Below are 25574 nucleotides of genomic sequence, written 5' to 3' on the forward strand. Positions count from 1 at the left end.
AAGGGGGCAGTCCGCCACCCGTGCGCCGGGTTTCCGGGCGGATCGCTTCGAGAACCGAGGCTCTAGATCGCTCTCTGACGCACGAACTCGCTTGACCCATACCTAGGTACGGCCCGAAACCGCTGTAGTGAGGCAGTTCTCGCGACCCGTAAATCCGTACAAGCTCACCCCTGCTGTGCATGACGCTCGGCCGGTGCCCAAGCGGGGGTTATGAGGCCGGGGCACGGGCGAGTTGCCCCGCCTGGATGTCGCTACGGCTTGTCGGTCGCCCGGAGCGCCTTCAGGATTAACTCTCGGCTTGGGCCTACGCCGACCGCCTGACTCGCGAGTTGGGTGAAGGTTCGCTCGTACAGTTCGATCTCACGGGGCTGGGTGATCGTTGACTCTGCGGTAATGGTCTCGATCATCACCGTTGTTTGGTCGTAGATTGCGAACTCTGTTGTGCGGTAGAAGAACTGGGCTGACATCGGCACTACGGCGATGACTGTGCTAGGCAGAGCCATGACCTCCAGTAAGTGCGAAAGCTGTTCGCGCATCACGTCATTGCTGCCCACGGTTGCGTACAGCGCCGGTTCGCCGACGAGGAAGTAGAACCGATGTCGGCCGCGCCGCAGGATGGTCTGACGTTTCATCCCGTGCCGTGACAGCGGCGTCAAGGTCTTGACTGATGTGAAGGGAAGTCCGCCGCAGCCGTCAGGATGGCGCGGGCATAGTTCGGGGTCTGCAACAGACCGTGAATGACTTGCGGGTCATAGCTGCGGATGAGTTCGGTACGGGCTTCAAGATCTCCGATCTCACCTTGGTGGCGGGCGTGCCCGGTGCCTACAATCCGTCGCCACTCCATCCACGCGGCGTTGACGTTCCGGAGGGTGGCCCGGAGATCTGGGTAGGCAAGTTCTGCGCCAGTGAGCCGACACCATTGTTGGAGGTCGGCCTCGGTGAGGGAGTGCGCGCCGTTCTCGATCCGCGAAACCTTGGATGCGGACCAACCAGCCTGATCGGCGAGCTGATAAGCCCGCAGGTGCGCCGCAAGCCGGAGATCACGGAGGCCGTGCCCCCAGATCGCGGCGAGCCTGTCGAACATCTGTCACTTCATGTAATCGCCGTGTCGGATCGCCTTGTCCCACAACTGGTCACGAAGACCCGCGTAATGACCGGTTAGTGCCGGTCGGTACTTGCGACCCAACCGGGGAGCGCGGTCCCGTCCTGTTCGAAGACAGTCCACGCTACGAGATCTTCATCGAACAACCACCAGTCATCATCGGGCAGCCCGGCCGGGTGCGTCATTCTCGGAAGCCAGCGGATGTCTTCACCCGCGACCAGGCTTCCCGGCACCGTCGATGCAGCGAACCGGATGTAATCCGTGTGAGGCTCGGTCACGATGCTAACCCGCTGCACTGTAGTTCCGGCGCTGGTGACATCCCGCATCAGCGCATACCACTGCGCAGTAAAAGCAGGATCGAGGGGCATCCCTGCCAGGAACCGTTGCAGGGCTTCGGCTTCGCCGGGTACCCCGGTGTAGTCGTCTCGTACCTCCAGATGGAACGCGCGCCGATAGCTGCGAAACGCAGTCACCAGGTCATCGAATCCCATGTGGTGCATCGGGCCTCCGTTCATCACCGATCGGCACTTCCACAGCGGTCCTCGTGGGCAGGCGGCTTGATCACCTCGAGGGCCTCGGTGTCGGTGATCGGATTGCCGGTGAGAGTGAACGTACCGTGCCCGCTGTCGTGCAGCTTGGCACCGAGACAGGTTCCACGCTTCAGGAACCGGATCAACCGATGCGGTATCTCGATAGTGTCTGGTTGGTCGGTACGCCAGCCTTGGACAACGTAGGTGTCCCGATCGCTGCGGTACAGGGTGGGTGATTGACCATTCACGGAGTCTCCGCCGAGCCATTCGAGCTTCATGGGAGCTTCCCCCTTGATGTCGTGAACTTGCACTGACTGATCAATCGTCCCGAGCATCAGCAGTGTTGGTCAACATTCTGTGCAAGATAGTGCAAGATTCTCGACCCCAGTCGCATCCGGTTCGTAGCGTCGGGGTGTGGCGCTCGGGGCTGGCAAGAGCCCGGTCCGGTCCAGTCGACAGGGACCGCGTCTTCCTGGCCCTGAGCTGCCCTCACGAATCCGCGAGGGGACGCATAGGGGTTTGCCATGACCGCACGTTCGAGGCACGTTCGTCTTTCCCGGTGGAATGGTGCAAGTCGCCGCCTACGACGACGACACCGAGGACAATCCGGGGGTCTACCTCGAACTCCACAACCACACCGGGGCCGCGAGCAGGGAGCGCGACGACGGCACCGACGTGGAGGCGGGGTGATGCGTCCCGTCGCGGTCGGGTACCTCCACCGAGGCGTATCCGGTGTCCGGCAATCCTGGGACGAAGAGCAAATACGGTCGCTGGCACGCAGATTCGGCTACAACCTCGCCAAGATCGTGACATTCGGGGAACACACCGACGCGCCGACACAGCGCCTGTGCACGGTCGTGGCACGGATGCACGCGGCAGCGGTGATCACCCCGAGCGTGCTGCACTTCGATACCGCCGAAGTCCCGGCCGAGCTGATCCGGGTTGCCGCTGTGGTGACCGTGGACACTCAGGCTACCTACGCCCGCACCGGCTGAGCGGCTACTCCCGTGCCCCCTCGTTTTCGCCGAAACCGACACGTGTTCAAGGGGAGTCGCATGTCCCGTCGTACTTCGATCGACCTCACCGCTGACGAGCTGCCGCCGTTCCGTCCTCGCACGACGCAGCAGGCCGAGCCCTGCCCGGAAATCCGCCGCGCCTGGTACGCGGCCAGAGCCCAAGCCTGGGACGACTGGGTGAGGCAGCGCCCCAGCCGATCCCACGTAGCCGAGCAACGCGGCTGGGGGCACCGTGCACTCGTGTGGGGGTGGTGGTGATGCCTGTGGTGTGCGTCGGGTCGCCACTGTCCCCGCCGGGGCCGCTGCCCGGATCGAATCCGTTCCTGGCTGTGATGACCCACGACAACCCCGAAGACACACCGATTCTGCGCCTGTCGGTGGGCCTGTACCGGCTGTGGACGACGCACCTCGAGCTGACGGACGGGGCAGCGCGGGGGCCGATGGTGGACGAGATCTCCGATGGTATGGACGTGTTCTGCTTCCTGCTCGACCGCGAGGCCGCCGCTTGTCTGGCCGAGGGGCCGTTCCCGCGCCCGGACGCCCCACTGGCGAAATACCCCTACAGCATCCGGGTTACGGCGCTGACGCGGACCTGCGCGATGGCGAACTACCTCAGCCGCCACGGCAAGCCCAGCAGGGACGCGCTGGGTGCCTCCCTGCGAGCCGCGCTCAACTTGGACAAGCTGGTAGAAGCAGTCAACCAGGGGGCCGTCAAACTGAGTACCGTCGAGCAGCCCCTCACCACCGAGGTACACAACTGACCGCGCGGTAAAAAAGCTGCGGGACTAGCTGTGATGAGTCCCGCACTCCGACCCCGTAATTTTTTCGGCACTCCCCGGCAGGGCCACCGACACCGAGTAGCGCCCGCAGCCTGTGCGCCTGGCCTCTATTCGCAAAATGGGGGCGAGATGCGGCAAGCCCCGCCCCTCGGCTGGGATAGCGGAAGGGCGAGGCGTGTCGGTGGGGGGTGCTGCTGGTTGGTCAGGCGGCGTCGGGGGTGACCGGTTGCCCGCTGCCGATCCAGTAGCCGACCTTAGCGCCGGGCGTGCGCGGCAGATACCCATGGTTCCCGGAAACCCGTCCGGAGCCGTCCGGAGCCGCCTGCGCAAGGGTTGACCTGCGCGAATCCTCGGACGCCTCTGCCGTAGCGGACATGTCCGTGCCGGGGAAGGTGTCCGAGTGTTCGCGCTGGTCGTGGCTGTGGTGGACGGCTTGGACGGGTTCGGACGGCTTCTGTGGGCGAGGGGGCAGGTAGCGGTCGAACGCGTCGAGGAAGTCGACTCGCCGATACCCGCGCTCGGTCTTGTCCGGGTTGTGGCCGGTCTTGATCTCGTACGCCTTGAGGCGGTGCCCGAGTTTGGACGGGTTGAGTTCCCAGTCCTCCCAAGGCGATTCCTCGACCGCGCGCAACTGGTCGCACAGTGCTTGGGACTTGATGAATGACAGCCCGGTCACCGCGAAGACGTCCCGGATGTCGGCGAGCAGCTTCATATTGGGGGAGGTGGTGTCGTTGTCGTCCTCGGCCGCGGACACCATCTCCGCTGCGGCGGTCCGGGCAGTGTGCGGCCAGTGCCCACCGGCCATGTCCGCGACCGCGATCAACGGCTCCCACACATCGGCGGCGCGGTCCTCCACCCCCAAATCCGCAGGCTCGTAACCGGTGATCGGTTCGCGCACCTGATCGGCCCACTGCGCCAGCCCATCACGAGCCGAATGCAGGGCGGGCCGGTCGCGAGTACCACGGAACGGTTTGACCTTCTCCGAGTCCTTGCGCCGCCGCATCACCACCACCACGGCCCGGTCTTCGATGGTGTCTGGCATGCGCCCGATCCCGGCCAGAGCGGCCATGGCGTAGGTGTTGAACTCGGTCGGCTCATGGTTCGGCCCGGACACTCGCCCGTAGGTCATGCCGCGCTGGAACCCGGCATTGAGCAGCCCGCGCAGCTCCTCGTTGTTCTCGGCGACCTTCTTGGACCCGAAAATGGTATCGGCCTCGTCGAACAACAGGGTCGGGGGCGGATCGGCGTCCAGGGACCGGAAGACGTAGGCCACCGACGCGTTCACCGTCCGCAACGGGTTGTAGACCAAGCCGTCGACCACTTCCAGCAGCCGGGACTTGCCCGAGCGCTTCTCCGCCGACCGCACCACCAGACGCGGCGCGTACTCGAACCCGGACACCAGATGTGTTGCCGCGACCCACAACACCACCCCGTCCAGCGCCGATTGCGACGGCAGCACGCAGTAGCGGCAGATCAGTTCCCGCACCTGATCGAGGACGACCGCGCCGTCCAGGGGTGCCACGTGGGCATTGGCGTAATCCACCGGTTCGCTCACAGGGTCCTCCGTTCCGCCGACGCGAGCGTCCGTTCGATCTCGAGCAGCGACAACCCCACCGCCACCCCGGCATCGGTCAGCGCGTCCAGCACCGCCGCGTCACCACCCTCACGCCAAGCACACGACGCAGCCCAGAACAACACCGAATTCCGTTGCCCTGGTTGAGCCTCGGCCACCGCGCGCACCAACCCCGCACCCGAGGACGCCGACCGCGCCGACACCCGCCCAGCGGGCCGCACCGCCGCCGGGACACGCACCCGCTCCCGCAGATGTTCGGGCAGCATCGCGATCGGCGCACGATTGAGCCACCGATACCGATCCCCGGACGAGTGCACACTCGGCGGGGCCACCACATAGCCCGAATGGGTCTTGATATCGACCCCGTCCGCGTCGGCCAGCCGCCCCCGCACGGCACCCGCACAGCGGAACCACACATGCCAGCCACCCCCGCCCGTGCGCGCGGTCCACGTCTCCGGGAGCATCCCGAGCGCCTCGAGGCTGCCCCCGTTACGCGGGTCCACATCCAACACCACCACCCCCGGTTGCGGGCGAATCCCGATGTTGCGCAACGGGTCCCGCTGCCACCACCGCTCGATCACCTGCGGATCGGTCGTCGCGTCGCCCTTGCCGTGCTCAGTAACAGGCACCTTGCCCCGAGGGGCCAGCGGCAGCACCGCCAGCTCGGCACGCGCGTACCCGAGCGCATGATCCAGCAGCGACCCACCGCCCTCATCAGCTGCGGCCCGTCCTGCGGTATGCTCGTTCACGAGTTTCGAACATCCTTCCTGGTAGTGGGGTGTGCGTTTTGGCCCTGGCCCGTGCTGCGAACACGGACCGGGGCCTTTCTTCGTCGGGCTCACTCGCCCTTGATCCACCTGGTCAGATCCTCCGGGAAGATCCGCCACCGCCCCTTCGGCGCTGTCCGCTGGTACCCCTTCAACTCCCCTGCCAGCAGCGCGGCATAGATCGAGTTCTGGTGGCACCCTGCCGCCTGCGCCGCCTGCGCGGGACTCATCGGAGTGGTCATCAACGCCCCTTCATCAACAAACATCATCGGTGCCATTTCGGCACCGTTCTTGCACCTTCATTCACACAGTAGCACCCCGGTACGCCAAGACCTTTCCACTTAACACCCCAATTGGGGGCAATAAATGATAGTATTCCCGCACCGAGAGTGAATGAGCAGGGAAGAAGGTGATACGCAATGAACCATGAAAGTGGCGATGATCACATTGACAGGGTTGAGGACGACACCGCGCCCGAGGGGTACAGAGACGACGATATCCAGTGGCTGCTGCACCAGGCGCGACGAGGCAACCGGTTGGACCTGGCCGATCGGATGGCGGTTGCGGGCTGGGTGATGGCCGGACGCAAGATGCTGGGGCTGACTCAGCGTCGCCTCGGCGAGTTGTCCGGCGTTCCGTTGCGCACGATCAAGCACATGGAGGCAGGCGGTGTACCGCAGACCTCGACCATGCTGGCGCTGGTCGATGGCATCGCTACCGCGCAGGAGGAAATGCAGCCGAGCCCCCCACAGGACCGTGAGCCCAGCGACGCCATGCAGATGTTCATCGAGACCGTGGGGCCGATGTTCCAAGAGCTCTCACCGCAGGCGCAGGGCCAAGCGCTCCGCAAGTTCGTACTGTTCTTGAACGAAGAGATATTGAAGGACAAAGAGGGGGAGTAGTGGCGTCCGTCCACGAGTACACGGTCAAGCCGGACCCGAAGATCAAGGGTGACAAGGGGATTCGGTATCGCGTCGCCTACGACAAGCCCAACGGCAAGCCGACGAGCAAGCGCGGATTTCTGCGGAAGGGGGAGGCCAACGCCTTCGCCAACACGGTCGAGGTCAAGAAGATGGCCGGAGAGTACGTGGCCCCGGCACTGGGCCGCGTCACGGTCAGATCGTTAGCCCAGGCATGGCTACGCGGCAAGAAAGCGAGCACCGCCCCATCGAACTACCGGACCCTCGAGGCCGCGTGGCGTAACCATGTCGAACCGCGCTGGGGTGCTGTACGACTCGCCGACATCAGCGTGGAGGGCGTGGAGGAATGGATCACAGATATGCGCCTGGCCGCCCTGGAGAGAGCGGCGAGTCAGAAGGCCAAGGGGCGCAAGGTCTCCGACGGGGCAACCACCATCATCCGCGCCTACGGCGTTCTAGCCGGAATTCTCGACGCGGCCGTGAAAGCGAAGCGCATCAACAAAAACACAGCCCGCGGCGTTGAGAACCTGCCGGACAAGACGAAGAGGCGGCACGTGTACCTGACATCCGCCGATGTGCAGCGGCTCGCCAAGGAGTCTGGACAGCATCGGTTGCTCGTGCTCATGCTCGCTTACTGCGGCCCCCGGTGGGGTGAGCTGATCGCCCTGCGGGTCCGTGATATCGACTTCCGGCGGGCACGGCTCACGGTGGCCGACAACGCGGTACAACTCGGCGTCGATCATGCAGCGGGCCAGACCAAGGGCAAGGAGATCCGGACGGTTCCCGTGCCCCAATTCATCCTCGATCAGCTGCGGACACACGTGAAGGGCAAGAGCCGAGACGCACTCGTGTTCCCGAATCCCAACGACCCCAAGCAGTACCTACCACGACCGAAGTCGAAAGATGGCTGGTTCTCCGGAGCCGTGAAGCGCTCCAAGGTGCAGCCGATCACCCCGCACGATCTGCGCCACACCTGTGCCTCGCTGGCCGTGTCGGCGGGTGCTAACGTTCTCGCGCTGGCCCGGCTGCTCGGACACAAGGACGCCAAGGAGACCTTGAACACCTACGCGGACTTGTTCGATGACGACTTGGACCGGGTAGCCACCGCGATGAACGAGAAGTACTCGCGCCGCGCCGACAAGCCCGCGACAACGCCCGGCGGATGTTCTTGTCAAAATCTTGTCACCGAGCCCGATCAGACGGCTGCATGATCAAGAAATAAGCCCCTGACCTGCGCTGGCAGGCCAAGGGCGTTGGCGGTGGCGGAGGGATTTGAACCCTCGGTGGGGGGATACCCCACACACGCTTTCGAGGCGTGCTCCTTAGGCCGCTCGGACACGCCACCGCAGGTGACTTTACCGGACCACCCGGCGAATCCCGAAATCGGCCGGGCGGGGGGTCAGTGGCGCTGAGCGCGGAAGAAGGCGTCCAGCGTTGCGGCACACTCGGTTTCGAGGATGCCGCCGCGGACCTGGGGGCGGTGGTTGAGACGACGATCACGGACCACGTCCCAGAGCGAGCCGACCGCGCCGGTCTTGGGTTCCCAGGCGCCGAAGACCAGGCGCTCGACCCGGGCCAGGACGAGCGCGCCCGCGCACATGGTGCACGGCTCCAGCGTCACCGCCAGGGTCGCGCCTTCCAGCCGCCAGCCGTCACCGGCCACCTCGGCGGCGCGGCGCAGCGCCAGCACCTCCGCGTGCGCGGTCGGGTCGCCGAGGGCCTCGCGGGCGTTCGCGGCGCGCGCGAGTTCGCGGCCCGATGCGTCGAAAACCACGGCACCGACGGGCACGTCCCGCGGATCGGCGGCACGGGCCGCCGACAAAGCGGCGCGGATCAATTCCTCGTCGGTGCGCTCGGTCACCGATTCGGCATCTTGTCCAGCACCTCGGACAATTCGCCTGCGAAACCCAGGCGCTGGGCGATCATGCCGAGCTGTTCGTCCGGGTACAGGTCGGTTTCGGCGAGGATCACGCTGAGCACGGGCTCGGGCAGACCCAGGTCGGACAGAACACCCAGATCACCCTCCTCCCAGGGCTCGATGTCGTCGAGTTCGTCGGGATCGATGTCGGGGATCTCGATATTCAACGCCTCGAGCACATCCGCGGCGATGTCATAGTCGATTGCGGCCGTGGCATCCGAGATCAGCATGCGGCTGCCGGTCGGGGCGGGCCGCAACACGATGAAGAATTCGTCATCGACATCGAGCAGGCCGAATACCGCCCCGGTGCTACGCAGCGCGCGCAGTTCGTTCTCGGCCGCCGCCAAACTGGTCAGGGCCGCGGGACTGAGCGGACTGCATCGCCATTTGCTTTCTTCACGGACAACCGCCACTGCGAACCCCTCGACGTCGTCGAATTCGTCCGACGCCGCCCTGTTCGTGCCCGAGCGCTGTGCTGCCATGGCCGCAACGGTAGTCCGCTTCGGGCTGATTGTTGAAGTCGTATGGGAATCTGGTCGGATGACGGGCGTTGCGAAATCAGCCGTGTGCGTTCTGGGGACGGGTTTGATCGGCGGATCGGTGCTGCGGGCGGCGGTCGCGGCGGGCTACGACGCCTGGGGATACAACCGGTCGCATGCCGGGGTGCGGGCCGCGCGGGCGGACGGATTCGACGTCGGCGACGATATCGAGGCCGTGCTGAAACGCGCCGCCGCGAGCGATGCGCTGATCGTGCTGGGCGTGCCGATGCCCGCCATCGACTCGATCCTGTCGGATGTGCGGCTGCTCGCGCCCGGCTGCGCGCTCACCGATGTGGTGAGCGTGAAGGCGCCGGTGGCCGCGACGGTGCGCCGCCACGAGCTCGGCGCCCGGTACGTGGGCGGGCATCCGATGGCGGGGACGGCCGAATCCGGCTGGGCCGCATCCACTCCCGACCTGTTCCGGGGTGCGGCGTGGGCGGTGGGCGTCGATCCGGGCACGCATGTCGAGCCGTGGACGCGGGTGGCCCGGCTGGCGCTCGACTGTGGCGCGGTGGTGGTGCCGGTGGTCGCCGACGAACACGACCGGGCGGTCGCACGCATCTCCCATCTGCCGCATGTGCTCGCCGAGGCACTGGCGGTGGTCGGCGCGGGCGGCGGCGACCTGGCCCTCGGCCTAGCCGCGGGGTCGTTCCGCGACGGCACCCGGGTGGCCGCCACCGCCCCCGACCTGGTCCGGGCCATCTGCGAGCCGAACGCCGCCGCCCTGCTGGACGCCCTGGACGACACCCTGCGCCTGCTCACCGCCGCCCGCGACACCCTGGCAACCAACGCCACCCTCGGCGAACTGATCGACGCCGGCTACAGCGAACGCGACCGCTACGACACCCTGCACCGCTGGAACATCACCGATATCCGCCCCGGAGACCACAATTGGCTCGAGCGCCTACGCGAGGCGGGACAGCGCGGCGGGGTTATCCGCGGGCTGGATTGATCCCGGCCAAAAACATGCCGGGATGACGGGGAAGGAATGCCCGAATGACGAAGCGAGGCACGCCGGAGTGACGAGACGAAGCACACCGGGATGACGGGGCGAAGCACACCGGAGTGACGGGGCGAAGCACACCGGATAGCGAGGCGAAGCACGCCCGGATGACGAGACGAAGCACGCCCGGATGACGAGACGAAGCACGCCCGGATGACGAGACGAAGCACGCCGGGGTGGCTGAGGGGGCCGTGCTCGGGAGGGGCGTGACCGGGGTGGTGGGGGTTAGATGCGTTCGGCGAGGCCTGGGTAGTCGAGGAGGAAGCCGTCGGGGTCGGGGGTGACGGTGGCGCTGGAGACCGGGGACAGGACGTGGATGCCGTGGGGGCCGCTGGAGTAGGTGAGGCTTGCTTCCTGGACCAGGAGGTCGGGGAGGCGGACGTAGACCACGGGGACCTGCATTTCGCCTGCCGAGTGGGCCAGGCCGTAGCGGCGGATGGGGAGGGTGTTGAAGAACGGGCTCAGGACCACGTCGACGTCTTGGGCGCCGCCGAAGGTGGAGCGCACGTGGGTGCCGCCGGCGTCGATGAGCCAGTAGTTCTCCTCGTCGCGGGCGATCGAGGCGTGCCGCTCCCCCGACGCGACGGTGCTGCGCAGCGAGAGCCGCTTGGTCTGGCCGCTCTCGTCGGTGACCAGGTCGTAGGAGGCGCTGAAGGCCGGGTGATCTTCGCACTCCCCCGCGATGATCCGGCCCGAGGCGCGAATCCGATTGCCGGTGAGGATCACTCGCACCGACTCCATGCGGGACGCGTTGTGCGCCCGCCAGGTGAGGATCGCCGGCCAGCGCGATGCCGGCGCCGCCGTCTCGATATTTCCGTCGTTCGCCTGGGCGGCCGTCGAATTGCCCGGGGCTGGATTGCTCACCCCTCCACCGTAGGCGACGCGCGCCCCGACACCCGCGCGGCGGGCCACGCCGAACCCGCACCGCCGTGTCGCGCCCGAGTCACCGGCCGACGCCGCGCAAACCCGCAGTGAATCGAGCCGAGCCGTCGCATCTACACCAGCGACTCGCGCCACGCCGTATGCAACGTGGCGAATCGGCCTGTGGCGGCGACCAAGTCGTCGGGGCTGCCGTCCTCGACGATGCGCCCGGCCTCCATGACCAGGACGCGATCGGCGATGGCGACGGTGGACAGGCGGTGGGCGATGATGACGGCGGTGCGGTCGCGCAGGACGGTCTCCAGGGCGCGCTGGACCTGCCGTTCACCGGGGATGTCCAGGCTGGAGGTGGCCTCGTCGAGCACGATCACCGCCGGGTCGGCCAGAAACACTCGCGCGAAGGCCACCAGCTGACGCTGGCCCGCGGACAGGCGGCCGCCGCGCTTGCGCACGTCGGTGTCGAAGCCCTCGGGCAGCGACATCACGAAGTCGTGGAGCCCGACCGCGCGGGCCGCGGCCCGGACCTCCGCCATGGTCGCCTCGGGTTTGCCGAGGCGGATATTGTCGGCCACCGAGCCGGAGAACAGATACGACTCCTGGGTCACCATCGCGATCGCGCGGCGCAGATCGGCATCAGACAGCTCGCGCAGGTCGACCCCGTCCAGCCGCACCGAGCCGCCGGACGGGTCGTAGAACCGGGCGATGAGCTTGGCCAGCGTCGACTTCCCGGCACCGGTCGCACCGACCAGCGCGACCACCTGCCCGGCCGGGACGGTGAGCGAGAAGCGCGGCAGCACCGGGCCTTTCCCGCCCTCGACCGGTATCTCACTGCCGCCCTGATCCGTTCGGGACGGATACGCGAAATACGTGTCCACCAGCCGTATCTCACCGCGCGGGTCCGGCAGCGGTCGAGGGTCGGCCGGTTCGACCACCGACGGGCGCTCTTCCAGCACACCGGAGATCCGCTCCAGCGCCGCGGCCGCGGACTGGTAGGAGTTGAACACCTGCGCCAGCTCGTCCAGCGGGCCGTAGAACTGCCGCAGATACAGCAGGAACGCCGCCAGCACGCCGATCTCGGTGTGGCCGTGGATGACTCGCCACGCGCCGACCAGCAGGATCACCACCGTGGTGGCATTGCTGATCGCCCGCACCAGGCCGATGTAGTTCGCCATCCCGCGCAACGCACCGGCATTGGCGCCGCGGTACTCGTCGTCCTCGTCGGCGAGCAGGGTCTCGTTGCGCTGCTCGCGCCGGAACGCCTGGACCGCGCGCATACCACCCATGGTCTCGACGAAGTGCACCACGACCTTGGCGATCGCGCTGCGGGTTTGCCGATACTCGGCGCGCTGGCGCCGCTGCGCCCAGCGCGTGACGAATATCAGCGGCACGAATCCGGCCAGCACCACCAGGGCCAGCGGCAGGTCCAGCCAGAGCAGGATGACCGCGATGGTGAGCACCGACAGGATCGCGCTCAGCGCGTCGTTGATGGCCCGCTCCAGCAGGTCTTCCAGCGATTCCAGGTCGCTGGTGAGCCGGGCGACGATCTTGCCCGAGGTGTAGTTCTCGTGGAAGGCCACCGACAGCCGCTGCGCGTGGTCGAACACCCGCATGCGCAGGTCGAACAGCACCCGCTGGCTCAGCCGCCCCGAGACGCGCACGAACAGGAATGTGCTCAGCCCGTCCAGCAGCGCGGCGCCCGCGACCCCGGCGACCGAGACGATCAGCGGCGTCCAGTCCCCGGCCCGCGCGCGGCCGACGCCGGTGTCGAGCCCGTGCGCCACGAACAGCGGCGCCGCCACCATCGCGGCATTGCCCACGACCACCAGCGCCAGCGTCGCCAGCGCCGCCAGCCGGTACGGCCGCACCAGCGACCACAGCAGCCGCCGCGAGCGGGCGGCCAGGGCCAGGTTCACCGCGTCGGTGGCCTCGGTGTCCTCGGAGGCGACGCCGTGCCAATCCTCCTCCGCCACTGGAGTGTTCGCGTCAACCGTGGCGAGCGCCGACTTCGGCGATTCGGGCGGAGTCGATCCCATCGTCCACACCTCCCATCAGTTCGCGATAGCGGGGACAGGTTTCCAGCAGCCGCTCGTGCGGGCCGTCGGCGATGATGCGGCCGCCGTCGAGCACCGCGACCCGGTCGGCCCAGGCGGCGGTGGAGGGCCGGTGGGCGACCAGCAGCACGGTGGCCCCGGCCAGCGCCGTCCGCAGCCGGGCCTGCACCTGCTCCTCGGTGGACACGTCCAGCGCCGACAGCGGGTCGTCCAGGACCACGATGTGACCGCCCGGCCGTTTCTGCCGGTCCAGCACCGCGCGGGCCAGCGCCAGCCGCTGCCGCTGCCCGCCGGACAGGCTCAGGCCCTGCTCACCGATGCGGGTGCGGATGCCCCACGGCAGCTCGTCGACGAAGTCGGCGGCGTGGGCGACCTCGAGCGCGGCCCGCACCTGCTCGAGCGTGGCGTTCGGGTAGCCGAGCGTGATGTTCTCGCGCACGCTCGCCGAGAACAGCACCGGATCCTCGAAGGCGACCGACACCATCGACCGCAGCTCGGTCAGCCGCAGCGACCGGATGTCCACGCCGTCGACGGTCACCGCGCCCGCGGACACGTCGAATAGCCGCGGCACCAGCCCCAGCACCGCCGACTTACCGCTGCCGGTGGCGCCGACCAGCGCGACGATCTCGCCGGGCCGGATCCGCAGCGAAATATGCCGCAGCAGATCGTGTTCGGCGTCGGGGAAGCGGAAACACACGTCCTCGAACCGCAATTCGCCCCGCAGCGGCGACGGCGGCGGCACCGGCCGGTCCGGATCGGCGATCTCGACGGGGGTGTCGATGATCTCCCAGTACCGGTCGGCGGCCGTGCGGGCATGGTTCAGCTCGGCGAGCAGAAAGCCCAGACCCACGATCGGCCACTGCAGATAGGTGGCCAGCGTGATGCCCGCGACCAGCGTGCCGAGCGTCATCTCGCCCTGGACCAGCAGGTAGCCGCCGACGGCGAGCGCGGCCCCGATCCCCAACTCGGACAACGTGTTCAGCGCCGTCCACAGCCGGGCGTCCAGCCGCACCTTGACCATCTCCAAATCGCGCAGCTCCTCGGCCTGCTCGCGGAACCGGCGCGCGAACCAGGGGCCGCGGCCGAACGCCTTGAGCACCCGGATGCCCTGCGCGGACTCCTCGACGGTGGTGGCGAGGTCGCCCGCCTGGTCCTGCGCGGCCCGCGAGGCGCGGCTGTAGGCCTGCTCGAACCAGCGCGCGAGCAGCACCAGCGGCACCGCGATGAACAGCTCGACCACGCCGATCTGCCAGCTGAACGCGAACAGGATGACGATTCCGGCGGCGATCGTCGCGATCAGCGCCACCAGCGACGGCGCCACGAACGCGAAGAACCGGCGCAGCGTGGACATGTCGGTGATGGCGCGGGAGGTCAGCTGACCGGACTCCATGCCGTCGTGCACGCCGACCGACAGGGTCTGCAACTGCCGGAAAAGCTTGCCGCGCAACCGAATCTCCAGCTCGGCGGAGGGCCGGGAGATGACCCACCGGCGGGCCCACGCGCACACCGTATTGCCGAACGAGAGCGCGGCGACCACCAGCAGCGGCCACCACAGCGCGCCGAATCGATGCGCGGCCACCGGGCCGTCCACGATGCGCGCGGTCTGCACCGGCAGCAGAACGTCGCAGAGCATGCCCAACCCGGACAGTCCGGCGCTGGCGAACAGGGCACGCCGGTAGTTCCGGATATCCGGCCATAATCGCCGCAGCGGACCCTGGCGCGAATTCGCGGTCGGCGGCGGCGTTTTCGTACTGTCGGCCTCCGTTTCGGACGAGGCATCGGACAGCGCGACGGACACGGCTTCTCCCCCTTCGTCGTTCGCAAGATTGGGCCCACCCACGGGCACTGGGGCGGCCGCACAGCTCGCACCGGGGTACGAGCTTCCAGGCTGCCAGCTGCCGCCACTCCCGCCAACTCATTTTCGCGCGGGGCACCGACAGGTTCTCGGAGACGACGAACGGTTACCTCACCGCCGCACCGGCGGCGGCGTCACAGCCAGGCGGGCAGGGTGGGCAGGTCGCCGCCCAGTCCGGCGCCGTCGGAGCGGCCGAGCAGCCAGGCCAGCACGAGGGCGGCCGGACCGGTGACGGTGGTGGTCGGCGCGGGGCCGACGGTGGCGGCATAGCCGGTGTCGGTGGTCTCGATCGCGAAGGTGGGCGGCGGCGGTTCCGAGGGGTCGGAGGTCATCGGCTTGGCGTCCGCGGGGCGGTTGGTGGCGGCGGCGCGGTCGAACTTCTCCACCACCTCCGGCAGCAGCCGGGCCACGAAGGGCGCGGGCCAATCCGTGGGCCCGTAGCCGAGATTCAGGTCGACGTGGTGAATCTCTATCTCGCGCAACCGAAGCCACGGCACCACCGACGCGGCCAGTTCCTTGCCGGTGCGGGCGCGCACCACCACGGGCCAGCGGTCGGCGGGCATGGTGCGCGCCAGGGCCAGGAAGCGGTCCGATGCGGCGCGCAGGTCGGTGCGCTGCTCGGCCATCGAGCGCGGGGCCCCGGTCTCGATATCGGAGTCGCGCAGGTATGCGCTTGCGTACTGCGGGGTTTCGATGCCGGTGCGGGCCCACAGCAGCAGGTTCACCAGGCCGTCGGCATTGCGCGCCAGGTGGGCCAGGATGTGGCCGCGGGTCCAGCCGGGGCACAGGGTCGGCGCGGGGACATCGTCGTCCCCGAGTGTCTCGATCGCGTCGAGCAGGCGCCGGGTGGCCTCGTCGACGGTGTCGAGCAGGATGGAGTGCTCGGTGAGCTCCGGCGCATCGCTGGTCACGAATCGACCCTACTCATCGCGCCACGACCGCGCTTCCCGAATTCGACACGCCATGGCCGGATGTGACCGGAATCGGTCGGCGGATGCGCCGGATTCTCAGGATTTACCGATATGGCGCACGGACCCCTACCAGCCGGGGTTGCGATCGTGGGAGGCATGAACACCGTTGTCGAAGTCCTCGTCCTTGCCATGGCGCTGGCGGTCTTCGCCGCTATGGCCGTGTCCGGCGCCGTCGCCGCGGCGGCCCCGCGCTCGCTGGTGGCGGCGAAGGTTCGCCCGCCCCGTCGCTGACCCGTTCCGCCACCCAGATCTGCACCCCGAGAGCGACCAGCCACAGCGTCATCGATCCGACCTGGATCCGCTGGGCGATACCGAGCGCGTAGTTGCCGGGCAAATTGTCGGCCACCAGCATCCACGCCGTGACCGCCGACCCGAGTATCAGAATCCACAGCCCCGAGTGCCGCAGAATCGGCCAGCGGCGGTAGCGGAACGCCGCCACGCTGAAACCGATCATGGCCACGAATATCGCCGTCACCGCGACCGTACTGGTCAGTGCGTGAATTTGGTGCAGCTGCGGGAACAATCCGCTGTCCTTGGTCGGGCAGGGATCGGGCCTACACGGCCGTAGCGGCCACTGCGCGTCGGCGATCGTGGCCGCGCCGAAGACTCCGAGCGCCACCCACGCGATCGTGGATAATCGCCGCCGCGAGAACGCATACAACCCGCCCACCGCCGCGACCAGCGCCAATGTGCCGGTGACGGTGTCGGCGGTGGAGAACACCCAGCCGTAGGGGCGGCCCTGGGCGTCGAGTTCGCTGAGGAACGAGCGGATCGGATTCAGCCCGACCGGAAGCACGAATTCCAGCACCCACGACGAGTAGCTCACGCCCGCGATGGCCACGGCCGCCGCGATCCACCATCGCAGCGGGCGGGGGTGGCGGCGCGTCGGCGAGTGGTCTCGCTCCACCGGGGCGAGTGTCCGCCTGCGCTCGGACGTCGTCATGGCTCTCGTTTCGTAAGTTCGTCGGCTCCGGCCGCGTGCCGAACGGTCGGTCGCCTCGGCCCCCTTCCATCATGGCTCAGCTATCCGACAGCACAGCCTGTATGCGGTCGGCCGCGTCGGCGGCGGGTTCGTGTTCCCAGACTCGGACCACCGTCCATCCGGCGGCGGCCAAACGGGCGTCGGTGTCCCGGTCGCGAGACACGTTCCCGGCCAATTTCGTCGCCCACCACTCGGCATTGTTCTTGGGATAGGTGGCGTGCTCCGGACAGCGGTGCCAGAAGCAGCCGTCGACGTAGACGGCCACCCGGCGGCGGGGGAACACCAGATCGGCCCGTCGGCGCAGTCCGGCCAGCGGGGTGCGATCGACGAAGAAGCGGAAGCCGCGGCGATGCAACTCCTTGCGGAGCGCGATCTCCGGGGCTGTCCCGGCGCGACGCTGCCGCGACATCCGAGCGCTGGTGGCCGCGTCGGTGGCCGGTCGTCCGGAGCTCACCCATGCCTCTTCCAGCGCCCGGACCGGCGTAGATGTTCCCATCCGAAAAGTATGTGAGCGGGATTATTAGGTCTTCGTGAGGTTTTCACGCCGCCTCCTGTGGCATGCCTCCCATTCGGAGGAGATGGTTCTGGACTTCCACGATGAAGCCGGGCGGGAAGCGCAGTGTGCCGCGGGCGGCGCGGCGCAGGAAACCCGCGGCGGCGCGGGCGGACAGCAGGCGCGCGTCCTCGAGGAACCACTGCAGGTCCTCGTACGGCTCGTGCACGGGCCAGGTGGAGACCGGCACGCGGCGGGCGGTTCCGGCGCGGCCCCAGGCGGCGGTCGGCCAGCGGGTGCCGGTCAGCGGGAGGTCGTCGGGGAAGGTGTCGGCGGTGGGCGTGGCCAAGCGGCCGCCGATCCATTCGGCCATGCGCACGCTCACGGCATTGCCGACCAGCTTCCAGCGGTGGCCCGGCCGGATGCCCGGGGCGGTGAGCGCGGGGGCGGTCCAGTCGCGGGAAAAGCCTTGCAGCCGTTCGGCGTCGGTGATGCCCGGGGTAACGATCTCGCCGGAGGGCAGGCGCACCGCGGGCGGGCTGGCGATGCCGAGGGCGGAGCCGCCCTTCAGGGTCGGCACCGCGTTGACCGCCCAGCCGAGCCCGCGCACGCCCTCGGTCCAGTAGAAGCCGCACGGGTCGGTCTCGGGATTGCCGATCACCCGCGGACCGGCGTCGGGGCCGAACAGCACCGGGCGCGGATCCTCGGTGCGCGAGGCCAGCATCAGCACCCGCTGCCGCCGCTGCGGCAGCCCGAACGCCCGCGCGTCCACCACCCGGTAGGCCCAGGTGTATCCGAGTTCGTCCAGGGCGGCGGTGATGTGCCGCATCGCCTGCCCCTGTCCGAGCTGCAGCATGAACGGCACGTTCTCGATCAGCAGCCACCGCGGCCCCCGCTTGCGCCGCACCAGCCGGAACACCTCGTCCACCAAACCCGAACGCGCCCCGGTGATTCCGGCGGTCCGCCCCGCCTGCGACAGGTCCTGGCAGGGAAATCCGGCGGCCACCAGCTCCGTTCCCGCCGGCAGCGCCCGCAGCCGGGTGACATCCCCGTGCACCTCGACCCCCGGAAACCGCGCCGACAGCACGGCCTGCGCCCCCGGCTCGATCTCGCACAGCAGCTCGCTCTCCCACCCGTGCGCACCGAGCCCGAGCTCGAGTCCGCCGATCCCGGCGAACAGCCCGACCATCCGCGCGCCCGTCACACCCGTCCTCTCACTCTGGTCTAGGCGGGCACCCATCGCACCCGGATGTAGCACGTTACTCGAGCGCGTGGGAGTAGTCAGCGATCAACACCGCGCGGGCGATGGTTCATCCGCTGCGCGGGGCTGCGGGCGGGACGAAAAGCCCGGCGGGGCAAGGGGAGCCGTGTCGTCGACGACAAGAATAAGGCCCCTCCGCGATGAGCGGAGGGGCCTTCTGCTGCGCGCCCGGAGAGACTCGAACTCCCAACCTTCTGTTATCGATCATGCTCAGCAGACGGGTAGCAACAGTTCCCGATAGTGCTCACTACCAGCGGACCCTACGGAATTGGCCTACTGATCAGTTCCCATCAAATTCGGACGAAACTCACAATAACCGTGTCGTAAACGTGTCGCAGGTCAAGTGCTCTTACGCGCCCATCTTCCTGCACTTTCGAGACACTTACCGACACGACGCATACGCCGAGAACCCCGAGACTCGACCCCACAGACCCAGCCCGGGGACCCCTCCCCCGCGCCTTCGCTCGTCACCGCACCACTCGGTTGCTCACCCTGCGTACGGGTTTCCAGGGGGTTTTCACCACCCCTGTGTTCGGCATCGTGTTCGGGCAGTAGTGCCGAGGCCCAGTCACCCCGGAGACTGCGGACGACCACAGCAGCTGCCTGCCTGCTGCCCGGTCCAGAGGTGGGATGTAGCCCCCTCCCGCCCCTCCTGGGGCCTGCCCTCGGGCATACAGGCCGATTCCGCGCGCAACAGGGGGAAGGGGGCACTTCGTGCGGATGATCACTCCAACTCGGCAGGAGACCGGCCCTCGTACGTTCGAGAGCGGGCCACCGACGGCTGAGAACCCCCGTCCCCCCGTTGCGCGCGAAAGTGGCGTCTGTGCCTGATGGTGCGCACGGCAGGACTGAAAGGGGGCAGTCCCCACCTGTTCGCCGATTTCCGGGCGGATCACTCGAGACCGAGGCTCTAGATCGCTCTCTGACGCACGAACTCGGCCTGACCCATACCCGAGTATGGCCCGAAACCGCTGTCGTGGAGCAGTTCACGCAATCTGGGGACCTGTACAGGCTCCCGCCTTGCTCGTTCAGTTCAGCATTGCGCCTGGCTATGACAGATACGCGACGCCGCGCACCGTAGGCGTGGAGGCATCTTCTCCGGAAGGACCAAAGCTCGCCCGAACCACGGGACCATGCTGGCTGTTCGTGCGGCCAAACGCGCTTGAAATCACCGGAATCTGACCGGAACTCGATCCGGACTCGGACAGTTTCGGTGCGGAAACCGCGCGAAATTCATCCGCTTGAACGTCGTCCAGGCGCACGCTCGAACCGCTCCACGACTAAGCATAAGCGCAGGCAGACAACGCTTTCGCGCTTCGGTTGCTCCCGTATCGGCGGCACGGTAGGCGAAGCGGACGCGAAGCATCATGCTTCCCTGGTGCTTCAACATCGAGCTAAGCAGAATCGAAGCATGGCCCGCGGGCTCATGCTCTGGCTCGATGATCGGCGAGCCCGGCATGGCAAGGGACTGTTCGGGATTCGTGTGTTCGGTCCGATATTCCGAACGATCGGCATTGGCGTGCCGCCGCCTCGCTCAGAAATCGGGCCTCTAGAGTGGCCCGCCTTGCCGAGTGAGCGGGACGTATAGGAGGATCAGACACCAGTCTGGATGCTCTGAGCTGTTCGTTTACAACTAGGGGGACCGGTGACGTTGAAGGTCGATCCGGACGCGCTACGCGCCTGGGCGAAGTGGCTGGATGGACTGTCCGGCGAGATCAAAGGTCTCGGCAACGGGATCGCCGCGCCCGCCGACGCCAGCGACCCGTTCCCCGGCACCGACCTGGCGGGCAGTGTCAGCGCGGCGCGGGATCAGGTGAAGTCGGGGCTGACGTTCTTCGCCTCTCGGCCGCAGGAGATGTCCGAGGTCGCCAAGGGCGCGGGCGACAAATACGAGACCACCGACGACGACTTCGCGGCCCGGTTGCGCGGGATGGGCGGGCTGCCATGAGCCCAGGTCGGCCGACCTTGAAGATCTCCGACGTGGAGAAGTGGAACCCGGATGTCCTCGGCACCGATGCCACCCACTTCGACACGGTGGTGACCAAGGGTGACCAGCTGTTGCAGTCGATGGTCACCGAGCACGACAACCTTGCCCAGACATGGAAGGGTGCCGGTGCCGATTCCGCTGCCGCGCGGGTGAACGCGGAGAAGACGGCGGGCAGTCACCTCATGGGCAAGATCGGTGGTCTCAAGACCGCGTTGACCACGCACCAGGGCGAACTCGCACACGCGAAGCAGTTCGTCATCGATAAGCGGAACCTGATCGTGGGCATGGGGTTCGAGCTGGCCGACGACGGCACCGTGACCAGCGTCGCCAAACAGCAAGCCCTGAAGGCTGCGGCGGGGCGTAATCCGAGGTCCGACCCGGGGTATCTCACCAAGGCCCTGATCGATGTCGAATACGAAGCCGCTCAACAGCAACTCGGGATGGTCAGCGCCTTGCAGAACGCCGACAACACCGCCACCGCCGCCAAAGCAGCCATCGACATCGCGAAGGCCGAGCTGGCCAAGGTGGCGTTCTTCGAGATGCCACCCAAGGGCATTCGTGCCCTGTTCCCGGGCCTGCTGCATCCGGACACGGCCAAACCCGGAGAGCTGCCCCCGATCCTCGGTGATGCGATGAAACTGGAGCAGGGCATCCCGCTCACGGTCACCAACCCGGACGGGTCCACCAAGACGGTCACCCCGAACCCGGACGGCACGATGACGGTGGCGACCTCGATGCAGCAGCCGGACGGATCAACGATCACCACCGAGACCACCGGGCACAATCCACCGGTCACGACCATGACCAAGCCCCGCCCGGACGGTTCCGGCATCGTCGACATGACGATCACCGGGCCGGACGGCAAACAGCAACAGTTTCAGAAGGTGCCCGAAGCCAACGGAAGGACAAGCACCTACGCGGCCAACGCGGACGGTTCGCGGGGAGCCAAAGTCGCGGAGTCCTACCCGCAGAACGGCGGCACCGTCACGGACCGGTACGGACCCAATGGCGCGGTCGACCGGCAGTGGCAGAGGCCGGACGGGTTCCGGGCCTTCGAGCAATATGTGCAGGGGCCGGATGGGCAACCCAAGCTGGTTGGTACGGCGAACTCGGCAGGCATGCAGTCGCAGTTGCAGCAGGACGGCACCGTGAAGACGACCTACCCGGACGGCAAGACGGCACATACACAGCAGCTGCCGGATGGTCGGATCGTGACGAAGTTTCAAGATGGTTCGATGCTTCAGTACGACCCGAGTCAGGCACCGCCGAACACACCCAAGCAAACGATCTGGGACGACGTGAAGTCGTTCACTGGCACCGAATGGAACAGTCTGTACGACTCCACCAAAGGCACGGTTATGACGCATCCGCTTGCAACCGGATTCTCGGGCGCTGCCGCCGCGGGCGCGGAATGGGCGAAAGCGGGTGGTGAATCTATGGCGAGCCAAGCCGGGGCTGTGATGGCCGACTCTCACATCAATCAGATGCGGGCTCTCCAGATGCTCGATTCGGGTACTCCGGGCGCGGGACATGCTTTCGCTGGCGCGATGGATTCCGCCACCGACGCCGCTACCAAGGCAGAGATCGGCCAACTCCTGAAAACGGACGGCAAGGCCCTCGGCGGGATACCGCTAGGCGCTGCCGTCAACGCCTACGTCAACTGGGACGACTGGCATAACCACGGCAAGCCAGCAGACGAGGCCATAGCCAACGCGACGGGCGGCACTGTCGGAGGCTGGGCCGGGGCGCTCCTCGGCGCGAAAGCCGGTGCGCTGGTATGCGCGGAGACAGGGCCGGTCGGGGCCGCCTTCTGCGCTGGCATAGGCGCTGGCCTCGGTGGTTTTCTACTCGGCTCCGGTGGAGCATGGGCCGCCGAGCAACCATTCAAGTAGTCGAGACGGAACGAGGAGGACACCGATTGTCCGAAACAGCGAAAGCCAAGTCTCCGCTGCTTGCATGGCCGAACGAGTGGGGAAAACCCCGCCCGCCCGCCTGGATGTTCTTCGGCGTCTTCTTCTTCGGCCTCGCCGCTTTGATTATGATCCCGTACACGCTCGATTACGCCTCCCGAGGCGACACGCTCCAGGTCTTTTACGGCATTGTTGGCGGCCTGGTAGGTGTCAGCTTCTGCGCTATTCTGGTGCCCAACCTGCGGGTGCGACGAAAAGAGCTACCGAGAGGGATCACCGCAGGCTACGACACCGGTGATGGTCCTGGACTGCGGATCGTTTTTGCCCTCACACGCAAACTCATCGTCATACTTTGGCTGGTTGTCGGTGTTGCATTCTTGGTGCTCCGCGGGCTACTCTTCGCAACCCATCTCTCCAAAACTGATGATTCAGGACGCTCCGCTATCAACGTGGGTGGATTGATCATCGTAATCTGCGCTCTGGCACTAGCGGTGGTCATGATCAGCTACCTTGCCCTCGGTAAAAACCGTCGAGGATCAGTAATTATGACCCCGGGCGGTATTACGCTGGCACTTGGCTCGGCCGTCCGAACAATCGCATGGGACGAAATCGGAGCAGTTTACGCAGTTCTCATAAGTAACTCCAGAGCTGTCCGGATCAACCCGGCACCCGATTCCCGGATCAGGGTCAAGATCGGCCGTAACCTGATCGACTACTTGCAGCGCGGATACTACGAGCAGAACATGGACCTCCATGCGGGTGTGCTCGGCATCGACCCTGCACTACTGCTCTATCTGGTCCGCTTCTATCGGCAGCACCCCGACGCTCGGCAAGAACTGGCTACAAAAGCGGTCGTCAACCGTATGCGGAGCGGCGAACTGCTGGTCGAACGGTGAATTGTCGGCCGTCTCATCACCCGGAAACCCGTACAGGCTCGCGGCTGCTATACGTGACGCCCCTCCACGACGGGGGATGTCAGACGGCGACGCCGACCCATCGGGCGAATGAGCCGAGGCTGTCGGTGCTGCGCCGCTCGGCCGCCGCGATACCGACAACGGTCTCGCGCACCGAGGGATGCCGTCTGGTTTGTTCTGGGGCGACCTTGCGGGCACGGTTAAGCGCGGCCAACGATTTGGAGGGTTCACCTGCCAGCAACCAGGCCCGCGCCACGTCTTGCCAGTGATGCCCGATCCTCGTCGGCGACATGGTGTCCGGGAAGGTGAGCACGCTGCCGTCTCGGGCTGCTTTGCCTGGGTCGCCTGCTTCCAATTCGACAGCGCAGGAATGGATTTCGAGGTTCGTCGGCCCGAACCTGGTCAGGTATCGGTCACTGTATTCGGTGCGGTCGGCATTCAGACCGCGTGCCTCGGCCACGTAGGCAGATGCTGTGTCGTAGTTCAGTCCTCGAGCCGAAATGATCGCTGCCGAGAGGTGTCCGTATCCGCGCACAGCCGTGGCCCCATGTCCATCACCTTCGATCGAATCCAGGCCCCGCTGGACGGCCTGAAGGGCAGACGCAATCACGTTGTAGTACATGAGCACCTTGCCGCGCTGAATCTGGGCGATAGCCCGATACAACGGGTCGTCGGCTTGCTCTGCGAGCGCGCTCATGCGGCCCAACACGGCCGCCTTCAACGATGTCAGCCCGACTCGGGTCGCGGAGGAGTCGGTAATGAAGTACGCATTGCACAGCAGCGAATACAGATGCGGCACAGGCGCATCCGGTTCCCGCAGAGCACCATACAACCGGCGGATATGGCCAGGCAGTAGGTCAAAAGTCTCAGCGGTGCGGGCCTCGTCGTGCGATCGAATCAATGCTCGGGCTTCGGCCTCGAGCCGGGCCACCGGCACCGCAGGAAGCGGCTCGACGTAATCCCATTCGGCCACGATACGGCGAATCTCGGTGACCCCGGGCAACTCCGGCAGATCACTGCCACTGTAGGGCGCGGCACCGGTCAACTGCTCAGGCTCGATCTTCAACGCCCGCGCCACGGCGGCAACAAACGCCGGTGAGGCGGGCACCGCGCCGGTTTCTACCTTGGTCACCAGGCTTTCGGACAAACCAGACTCAGAGGCCAACCGTGCCTGTGTCCATCCGATCAGCTTGCGGGCTCGAGCGGTCCGAGCCCCTATCCCGGCTTCTTCGGCCATACCGCCAGTCTTGCATATTCCTTGCCAGTCCAGGCAGCCACTTTCACCGAACCTTGATGGTCATGGAACACAAGACTCGCAACGCCACCGACATCCGGAACCGGCACGGTGAGCCGCAGCATGGCCCCATCTACGCGAGACCGATCCGAGCCAGGCAAGCCTATCTCGCTGCCCGCGCGGCCAACGGCTCCGACTCTGTTGGTCTGCACCATGATTCGTGACGAACACGCGCCGCGTGGAGGTGCCCTGGCACGTTCGAGAACGTTCGTCTTTCCGGGTGGGATGGTGCAAGTCGCCGCCTACGACGACGATCACGACGACAACCCAGGCGTCTACTTCGAAATCCGCGACTACGCCGGGACCGCGAGCAGCGACCGTGACGACGACACCGACGCGGAAGCGGGGTGACGTGATGGGGTTCGACTGGTGGCGCAGGGACACCGAGACGACGACGCCCGGTGTCAGCGTGCAGGAGATTGTCAGCCGAGTGCAGGCCGAGCGCCGCGAACAAGTGCAAGCGGAAGACGCTCGCGCAGCGGACGCGGGTCTATGGCCGAACGGGTGGCCACACGAAGCCCCCGACCATCCGTTGAGTGTGACAGAAGCGCACAAGACGATGCAGCGTCACCGTGGCTGCCGCGCCGACGGATGCCCGCGCAAGGCGGCGGCCTGGCGGACCTTGATCGCGGCGAAGAAGGTCAAGCCCGACAGCAGCCGCGCCTATTGAGTGGAGCGTTTCGCCGCACAGCCAGACGCATTAAGGACGACAAGCGTGGAGTACGAGCAATCACCGCAGGTTCCGAATGACGGCCCGTGGATCAGAGCGGAGCACTGCGGCTACGTGAAGTGCGACCCGAAGACCGGCATCGTGCTGGAAGTGCTGTGCC

General features: G+C 66.9%; 29 protein-coding genes and 1 tRNA gene. 12 read left to right on the plus strand and 18 right to left on the minus strand.

The annotated features are described in order from the left end of the window. Positions 1-251 precede the first annotated feature (251 nt). The 4 genes from HPY32_RS16805 to HPY32_RS16820 form a co-directional block, all read right to left on the minus strand. Positions 252-632 carry a Scr1 family TA system antitoxin-like transcriptional regulator gene (locus HPY32_RS16805; protein ID WP_171982895.1) on the minus strand — a complete coding sequence of 127 codons (381 nt, stop codon included), beginning with the start codon at positions 630-632 and terminating at the stop codon, positions 252-254. A gap of 20 nt (positions 633-652) precedes the next feature. Next, on the minus strand, positions 653-1084 hold the full coding sequence (locus tag HPY32_RS16810; RefSeq protein ID WP_171982896.1) for a Scr1 family TA system antitoxin-like transcriptional regulator: 432 nt from the start codon (positions 1082-1084) through the stop codon (positions 653-655). Between the two features lie 74 nt (positions 1085-1158). Beyond that, the gene (locus HPY32_RS16815) at positions 1159-1593 is read right to left on the minus strand and encodes a DUF6879 family protein (protein ID WP_171982897.1); all 435 of its coding nucleotides are present in this window, start codon (positions 1591-1593) and stop codon (positions 1159-1161) included. A gap of 23 nt (positions 1594-1616) precedes the next feature. Continuing rightward, positions 1617-1967, minus strand: coding sequence for a hypothetical protein (locus HPY32_RS16820; protein ID WP_253949732.1), 351 nt, complete (start codon positions 1965-1967; stop codon positions 1617-1619). A 229-nt stretch (positions 1968-2196) separates the two neighbouring features. Here HPY32_RS16820 and HPY32_RS45685 point away from each other — a divergent pair, with 229 nt between their 5' ends. The 4 genes from HPY32_RS45685 to HPY32_RS16835 are packed head-to-tail and all read left to right on the plus strand — an operon-like array spanning position 2197 to position 3409. Then, positions 2197-2322 (plus strand): hypothetical protein, encoded by a 126-nt coding sequence (locus HPY32_RS45685; RefSeq protein WP_301546102.1) that lies wholly within the window; start codon positions 2197-2199, stop codon positions 2320-2322. Beyond that, the gene (locus tag HPY32_RS16825; RefSeq protein WP_067580015.1) at positions 2322-2627 is read left to right on the plus strand and encodes a hypothetical protein; all 306 of its coding nucleotides are present in this window, start codon (positions 2322-2324) and stop codon (positions 2625-2627) included. The genes HPY32_RS45685 and HPY32_RS16825 overlap by 1 nt, the downstream gene beginning before the upstream one ends. A 60-nt stretch (positions 2628-2687) precedes the next feature. Continuing rightward, positions 2688-2906, plus strand: a complete 219-nt coding sequence (locus HPY32_RS16830) for a hypothetical protein (RefSeq protein WP_156674026.1) — start codon at positions 2688-2690, stop codon at positions 2904-2906. Further along, positions 2906-3409: a hypothetical protein gene (locus HPY32_RS16835; RefSeq protein WP_156674025.1), complete on the plus strand. Its 504-nt coding sequence runs from the start codon at positions 2906-2908 to the stop codon at positions 3407-3409. The genes HPY32_RS16830 and HPY32_RS16835 overlap by 1 nt, the downstream gene beginning before the upstream one ends. A gap of 220 nt (positions 3410-3629) precedes the next feature. On the opposite strand, the gene HPY32_RS16840 is transcribed toward HPY32_RS16835, so the two are convergent. From HPY32_RS16840 to HPY32_RS16850, 3 genes are all read right to left on the minus strand, one after another. Beyond that, on the minus strand, positions 3630-4982 hold the full coding sequence (locus HPY32_RS16840; RefSeq protein ID WP_067580011.1) for a DUF3631 domain-containing protein: 1353 nt from the start codon (positions 4980-4982) through the stop codon (positions 3630-3632). After that, positions 4979-5749 carry a bifunctional DNA primase/polymerase gene (locus HPY32_RS16845; RefSeq protein ID WP_231951376.1) on the minus strand — a complete coding sequence of 257 codons (771 nt, stop codon included), beginning with the start codon at positions 5747-5749 and terminating at the stop codon, positions 4979-4981. Before HPY32_RS16845 ends, HPY32_RS16840 begins: the two co-directional genes overlap by 4 nt. Before the next feature lie 89 nt (positions 5750-5838). Beyond that, positions 5839-6009, minus strand: a complete 171-nt coding sequence (locus HPY32_RS16850; protein ID WP_157777218.1) for a helix-turn-helix domain-containing protein — start codon at positions 6007-6009, stop codon at positions 5839-5841. A 177-nt stretch (positions 6010-6186) separates the two neighbouring features. On the opposite strand from HPY32_RS16850, the gene HPY32_RS16855 reads away from it, so the two are divergent. Both HPY32_RS16855 and HPY32_RS16860 read left to right on the plus strand, forming a co-directional pair. After that, entirely contained in the window at positions 6187-6669 is a 483-nt protein-coding gene (locus HPY32_RS16855) for a helix-turn-helix domain-containing protein (RefSeq protein WP_067580007.1), read from the plus strand. Then, the gene (locus HPY32_RS16860; protein ID WP_231951375.1) at positions 6669-7898 is read left to right on the plus strand and encodes a tyrosine-type recombinase/integrase; all 1230 of its coding nucleotides are present in this window, start codon (positions 6669-6671) and stop codon (positions 7896-7898) included. Before HPY32_RS16855 ends, HPY32_RS16860 begins: the two co-directional genes overlap by 1 nt. 43 nt (positions 7899-7941) lie before the next feature. On the opposite strand, the gene HPY32_RS16865 is transcribed toward HPY32_RS16860, so the two are convergent. The 3 genes from HPY32_RS16865 to HPY32_RS16875 all read right to left on the minus strand — a co-directional run bounded on the left by HPY32_RS16865 (position 7942) and on the right by HPY32_RS16875 (position 9087). After that, a tRNA-Ser gene (locus HPY32_RS16865) sits at positions 7942-8032 on the minus strand. Between the two features lie 54 nt (positions 8033-8086). Next, positions 8087-8548, minus strand: a complete 462-nt coding sequence (locus HPY32_RS16870) for a nucleoside deaminase (RefSeq protein WP_067580005.1) — start codon at positions 8546-8548, stop codon at positions 8087-8089. Further along, on the minus strand, positions 8545-9087 hold the full coding sequence (locus HPY32_RS16875) for a tRNA adenosine deaminase-associated protein (RefSeq protein ID WP_067580003.1): 543 nt from the start codon (positions 9085-9087) through the stop codon (positions 8545-8547). The genes HPY32_RS16870 and HPY32_RS16875 overlap by 4 nt, the downstream gene beginning before the upstream one ends. Positions 9088-9145: 58 nt before the next feature. On the opposite strand from HPY32_RS16875, the gene HPY32_RS16880 reads away from it, so the two are divergent. Then, positions 9146-10096, plus strand: a complete 951-nt coding sequence (locus tag HPY32_RS16880) for a prephenate dehydrogenase (protein WP_067580001.1) — start codon at positions 9146-9148, stop codon at positions 10094-10096. A gap of 276 nt (positions 10097-10372) precedes the next feature. On the opposite strand, the gene HPY32_RS16885 is transcribed toward HPY32_RS16880, so the two are convergent. The 7 genes from HPY32_RS16885 to HPY32_RS16915 form a co-directional block, all read right to left on the minus strand. After that, a complete protein-coding gene (locus HPY32_RS16885; RefSeq protein ID WP_269456490.1) occupies positions 10373-10957 on the minus strand; it encodes a putative glycolipid-binding domain-containing protein in 585 nt (194 codons plus the stop codon). Between the two features lie 185 nt (positions 10958-11142). Continuing rightward, positions 11143-13059 (minus strand): ABC transporter ATP-binding protein, encoded by a 1917-nt coding sequence (locus tag HPY32_RS16890; RefSeq protein ID WP_067579999.1) that lies wholly within the window; start codon positions 13057-13059, stop codon positions 11143-11145. Then, complete coding sequence (locus tag HPY32_RS16895) at positions 13010-14875, minus strand: ABC transporter ATP-binding protein (RefSeq protein WP_067579997.1); 1866 nt, start codon at positions 14873-14875, stop codon at positions 13010-13012. The genes HPY32_RS16890 and HPY32_RS16895 overlap by 50 nt, the downstream gene beginning before the upstream one ends. A gap of 191 nt (positions 14876-15066) precedes the next feature. Further along, a complete protein-coding gene (locus HPY32_RS16900; RefSeq protein WP_082870735.1) occupies positions 15067-15843 on the minus strand; it encodes a maleylpyruvate isomerase family mycothiol-dependent enzyme in 777 nt (258 codons plus the stop codon). Positions 15844-16054: 211 nt separating this feature from the next. Then, positions 16055-16846 (minus strand): DUF998 domain-containing protein, encoded by a 792-nt coding sequence (locus HPY32_RS16905; protein WP_082870734.1) that lies wholly within the window; start codon positions 16844-16846, stop codon positions 16055-16057. 76 nt (positions 16847-16922) lie between these two features. Beyond that, on the minus strand, positions 16923-17381 hold the full coding sequence (locus tag HPY32_RS16910; RefSeq protein WP_082870733.1) for a very short patch repair endonuclease: 459 nt from the start codon (positions 17379-17381) through the stop codon (positions 16923-16925). 43 nt (positions 17382-17424) lie between these two features. After that, the gene (locus HPY32_RS16915; RefSeq protein ID WP_171982983.1) at positions 17425-18567 is read right to left on the minus strand and encodes a DNA cytosine methyltransferase; all 1143 of its coding nucleotides are present in this window, start codon (positions 18565-18567) and stop codon (positions 17425-17427) included. A 1717-nt stretch (positions 18568-20284) separates the two neighbouring features. On the opposite strand from HPY32_RS16915, the gene HPY32_RS16920 reads away from it, so the two are divergent. The 3 genes from HPY32_RS16920 to HPY32_RS16930 are packed head-to-tail and all read left to right on the plus strand — an operon-like array spanning position 20285 to position 23432. Beyond that, positions 20285-20587 (plus strand): WXG100 family type VII secretion target, encoded by a 303-nt coding sequence (locus tag HPY32_RS16920; RefSeq protein WP_067579991.1) that lies wholly within the window; start codon positions 20285-20287, stop codon positions 20585-20587. A gap of 17 nt (positions 20588-20604) precedes the next feature. Next, the gene (locus HPY32_RS16925; protein ID WP_067579988.1) at positions 20605-22518 is read left to right on the plus strand and encodes a WXG100 family type VII secretion target; all 1914 of its coding nucleotides are present in this window, start codon (positions 20605-20607) and stop codon (positions 22516-22518) included. 26 nt (positions 22519-22544) lie between these two features. Further along, on the plus strand, positions 22545-23432 hold the full coding sequence (locus HPY32_RS16930; protein ID WP_156674024.1) for a hypothetical protein: 888 nt from the start codon (positions 22545-22547) through the stop codon (positions 23430-23432). Positions 23433-23511: 79 nt separating this feature from the next. On the opposite strand, the gene HPY32_RS16935 is transcribed toward HPY32_RS16930, so the two are convergent. Then, positions 23512-24687: a helix-turn-helix domain-containing protein gene (locus tag HPY32_RS16935; RefSeq protein ID WP_067579985.1), complete on the minus strand. Its 1176-nt coding sequence runs from the start codon at positions 24685-24687 to the stop codon at positions 23512-23514. Positions 24688-24969: 282 nt separating this feature from the next. Here HPY32_RS16935 and HPY32_RS45690 point away from each other — a divergent pair, with 282 nt between their 5' ends. Together HPY32_RS45690 and HPY32_RS16940 are read left to right on the plus strand one after the other, a co-directional pair. Next, positions 24970-25095: a hypothetical protein gene (locus HPY32_RS45690; protein ID WP_267467373.1), complete on the plus strand. Its 126-nt coding sequence runs from the start codon at positions 24970-24972 to the stop codon at positions 25093-25095. Between the two features lie 4 nt (positions 25096-25099). Continuing rightward, positions 25100-25414: a hypothetical protein gene (locus HPY32_RS16940; protein WP_156674023.1), complete on the plus strand. Its 315-nt coding sequence runs from the start codon at positions 25100-25102 to the stop codon at positions 25412-25414. Positions 25415-25574 lie beyond the last annotated feature (160 nt).

Source organism: Nocardia terpenica (assembly GCF_013186535.1).
GTDB lineage: Bacteria > Actinomycetota > Actinomycetes > Mycobacteriales > Mycobacteriaceae > Nocardia > Nocardia terpenica.

Coding starts and splice junctions, on each gene's coding strand:
- HPY32_RS16880 (WP_067580001.1), top strand. CDS start 9,146: ATGACGGGCGTTGCGAAATCAGCCGTGTGCGTTCTGGGGACGGGTTTG.
- HPY32_RS16905 (WP_082870734.1), bottom strand. CDS start 16,846: ATGACGACGTCCGAGCGCAGGCGGACACTCGCCCCGGTGGAGCGAGAC.
- HPY32_RS16855 (WP_067580007.1), top strand. CDS start 6,187: ATGAACCATGAAAGTGGCGATGATCACATTGACAGGGTTGAGGACGAC.
- HPY32_RS45690 (WP_267467373.1), top strand. CDS start 24,970: ATGGTGCAAGTCGCCGCCTACGACGACGATCACGACGACAACCCAGGC.
- HPY32_RS16805 (WP_171982895.1), bottom strand. CDS start 632: ATGAAACGTCAGACCATCCTGCGGCGCGGCCGACATCGGTTCTACTTC.
- HPY32_RS16810 (WP_171982896.1), bottom strand. CDS start 1,084: ATGTTCGACAGGCTCGCCGCGATCTGGGGGCACGGCCTCCGTGATCTC.
- HPY32_RS16875 (WP_067580003.1), bottom strand. CDS start 9,087: ATGGCAGCACAGCGCTCGGGCACGAACAGGGCGGCGTCGGACGAATTC.
- HPY32_RS16935 (WP_067579985.1), bottom strand. CDS start 24,687: ATGGCCGAAGAAGCCGGGATAGGGGCTCGGACCGCTCGAGCCCGCAAG.
- HPY32_RS16910 (WP_082870733.1), bottom strand. CDS start 17,381: ATGGGAACATCTACGCCGGTCCGGGCGCTGGAAGAGGCATGGGTGAGC.
- HPY32_RS16820 (WP_253949732.1), bottom strand. CDS start 1,967: ATGCTCGGGACGATTGATCAGTCAGTGCAAGTTCACGACATCAAGGGG.
- HPY32_RS16835 (WP_156674025.1), top strand. CDS start 2,906: ATGCCTGTGGTGTGCGTCGGGTCGCCACTGTCCCCGCCGGGGCCGCTG.
- HPY32_RS16940 (WP_156674023.1), top strand. CDS start 25,100: ATGGGGTTCGACTGGTGGCGCAGGGACACCGAGACGACGACGCCCGGT.
- HPY32_RS45685 (WP_301546102.1), top strand. CDS start 2,197: ATGGTGCAAGTCGCCGCCTACGACGACGACACCGAGGACAATCCGGGG.
- HPY32_RS16915 (WP_171982983.1), bottom strand. CDS start 18,567: ATGGTCGGGCTGTTCGCCGGGATCGGCGGACTCGAGCTCGGGCTCGGT.
- HPY32_RS16825 (WP_067580015.1), top strand. CDS start 2,322: ATGCGTCCCGTCGCGGTCGGGTACCTCCACCGAGGCGTATCCGGTGTC.
- HPY32_RS16890 (WP_067579999.1), bottom strand. CDS start 13,059: ATGGGATCGACTCCGCCCGAATCGCCGAAGTCGGCGCTCGCCACGGTT.
- HPY32_RS16850 (WP_157777218.1), bottom strand. CDS start 6,009: ATGACCACTCCGATGAGTCCCGCGCAGGCGGCGCAGGCGGCAGGGTGC.
- HPY32_RS16815 (WP_171982897.1), bottom strand. CDS start 1,593: ATGGGATTCGATGACCTGGTGACTGCGTTTCGCAGCTATCGGCGCGCG.
- HPY32_RS16830 (WP_156674026.1), top strand. CDS start 2,688: ATGTCCCGTCGTACTTCGATCGACCTCACCGCTGACGAGCTGCCGCCG.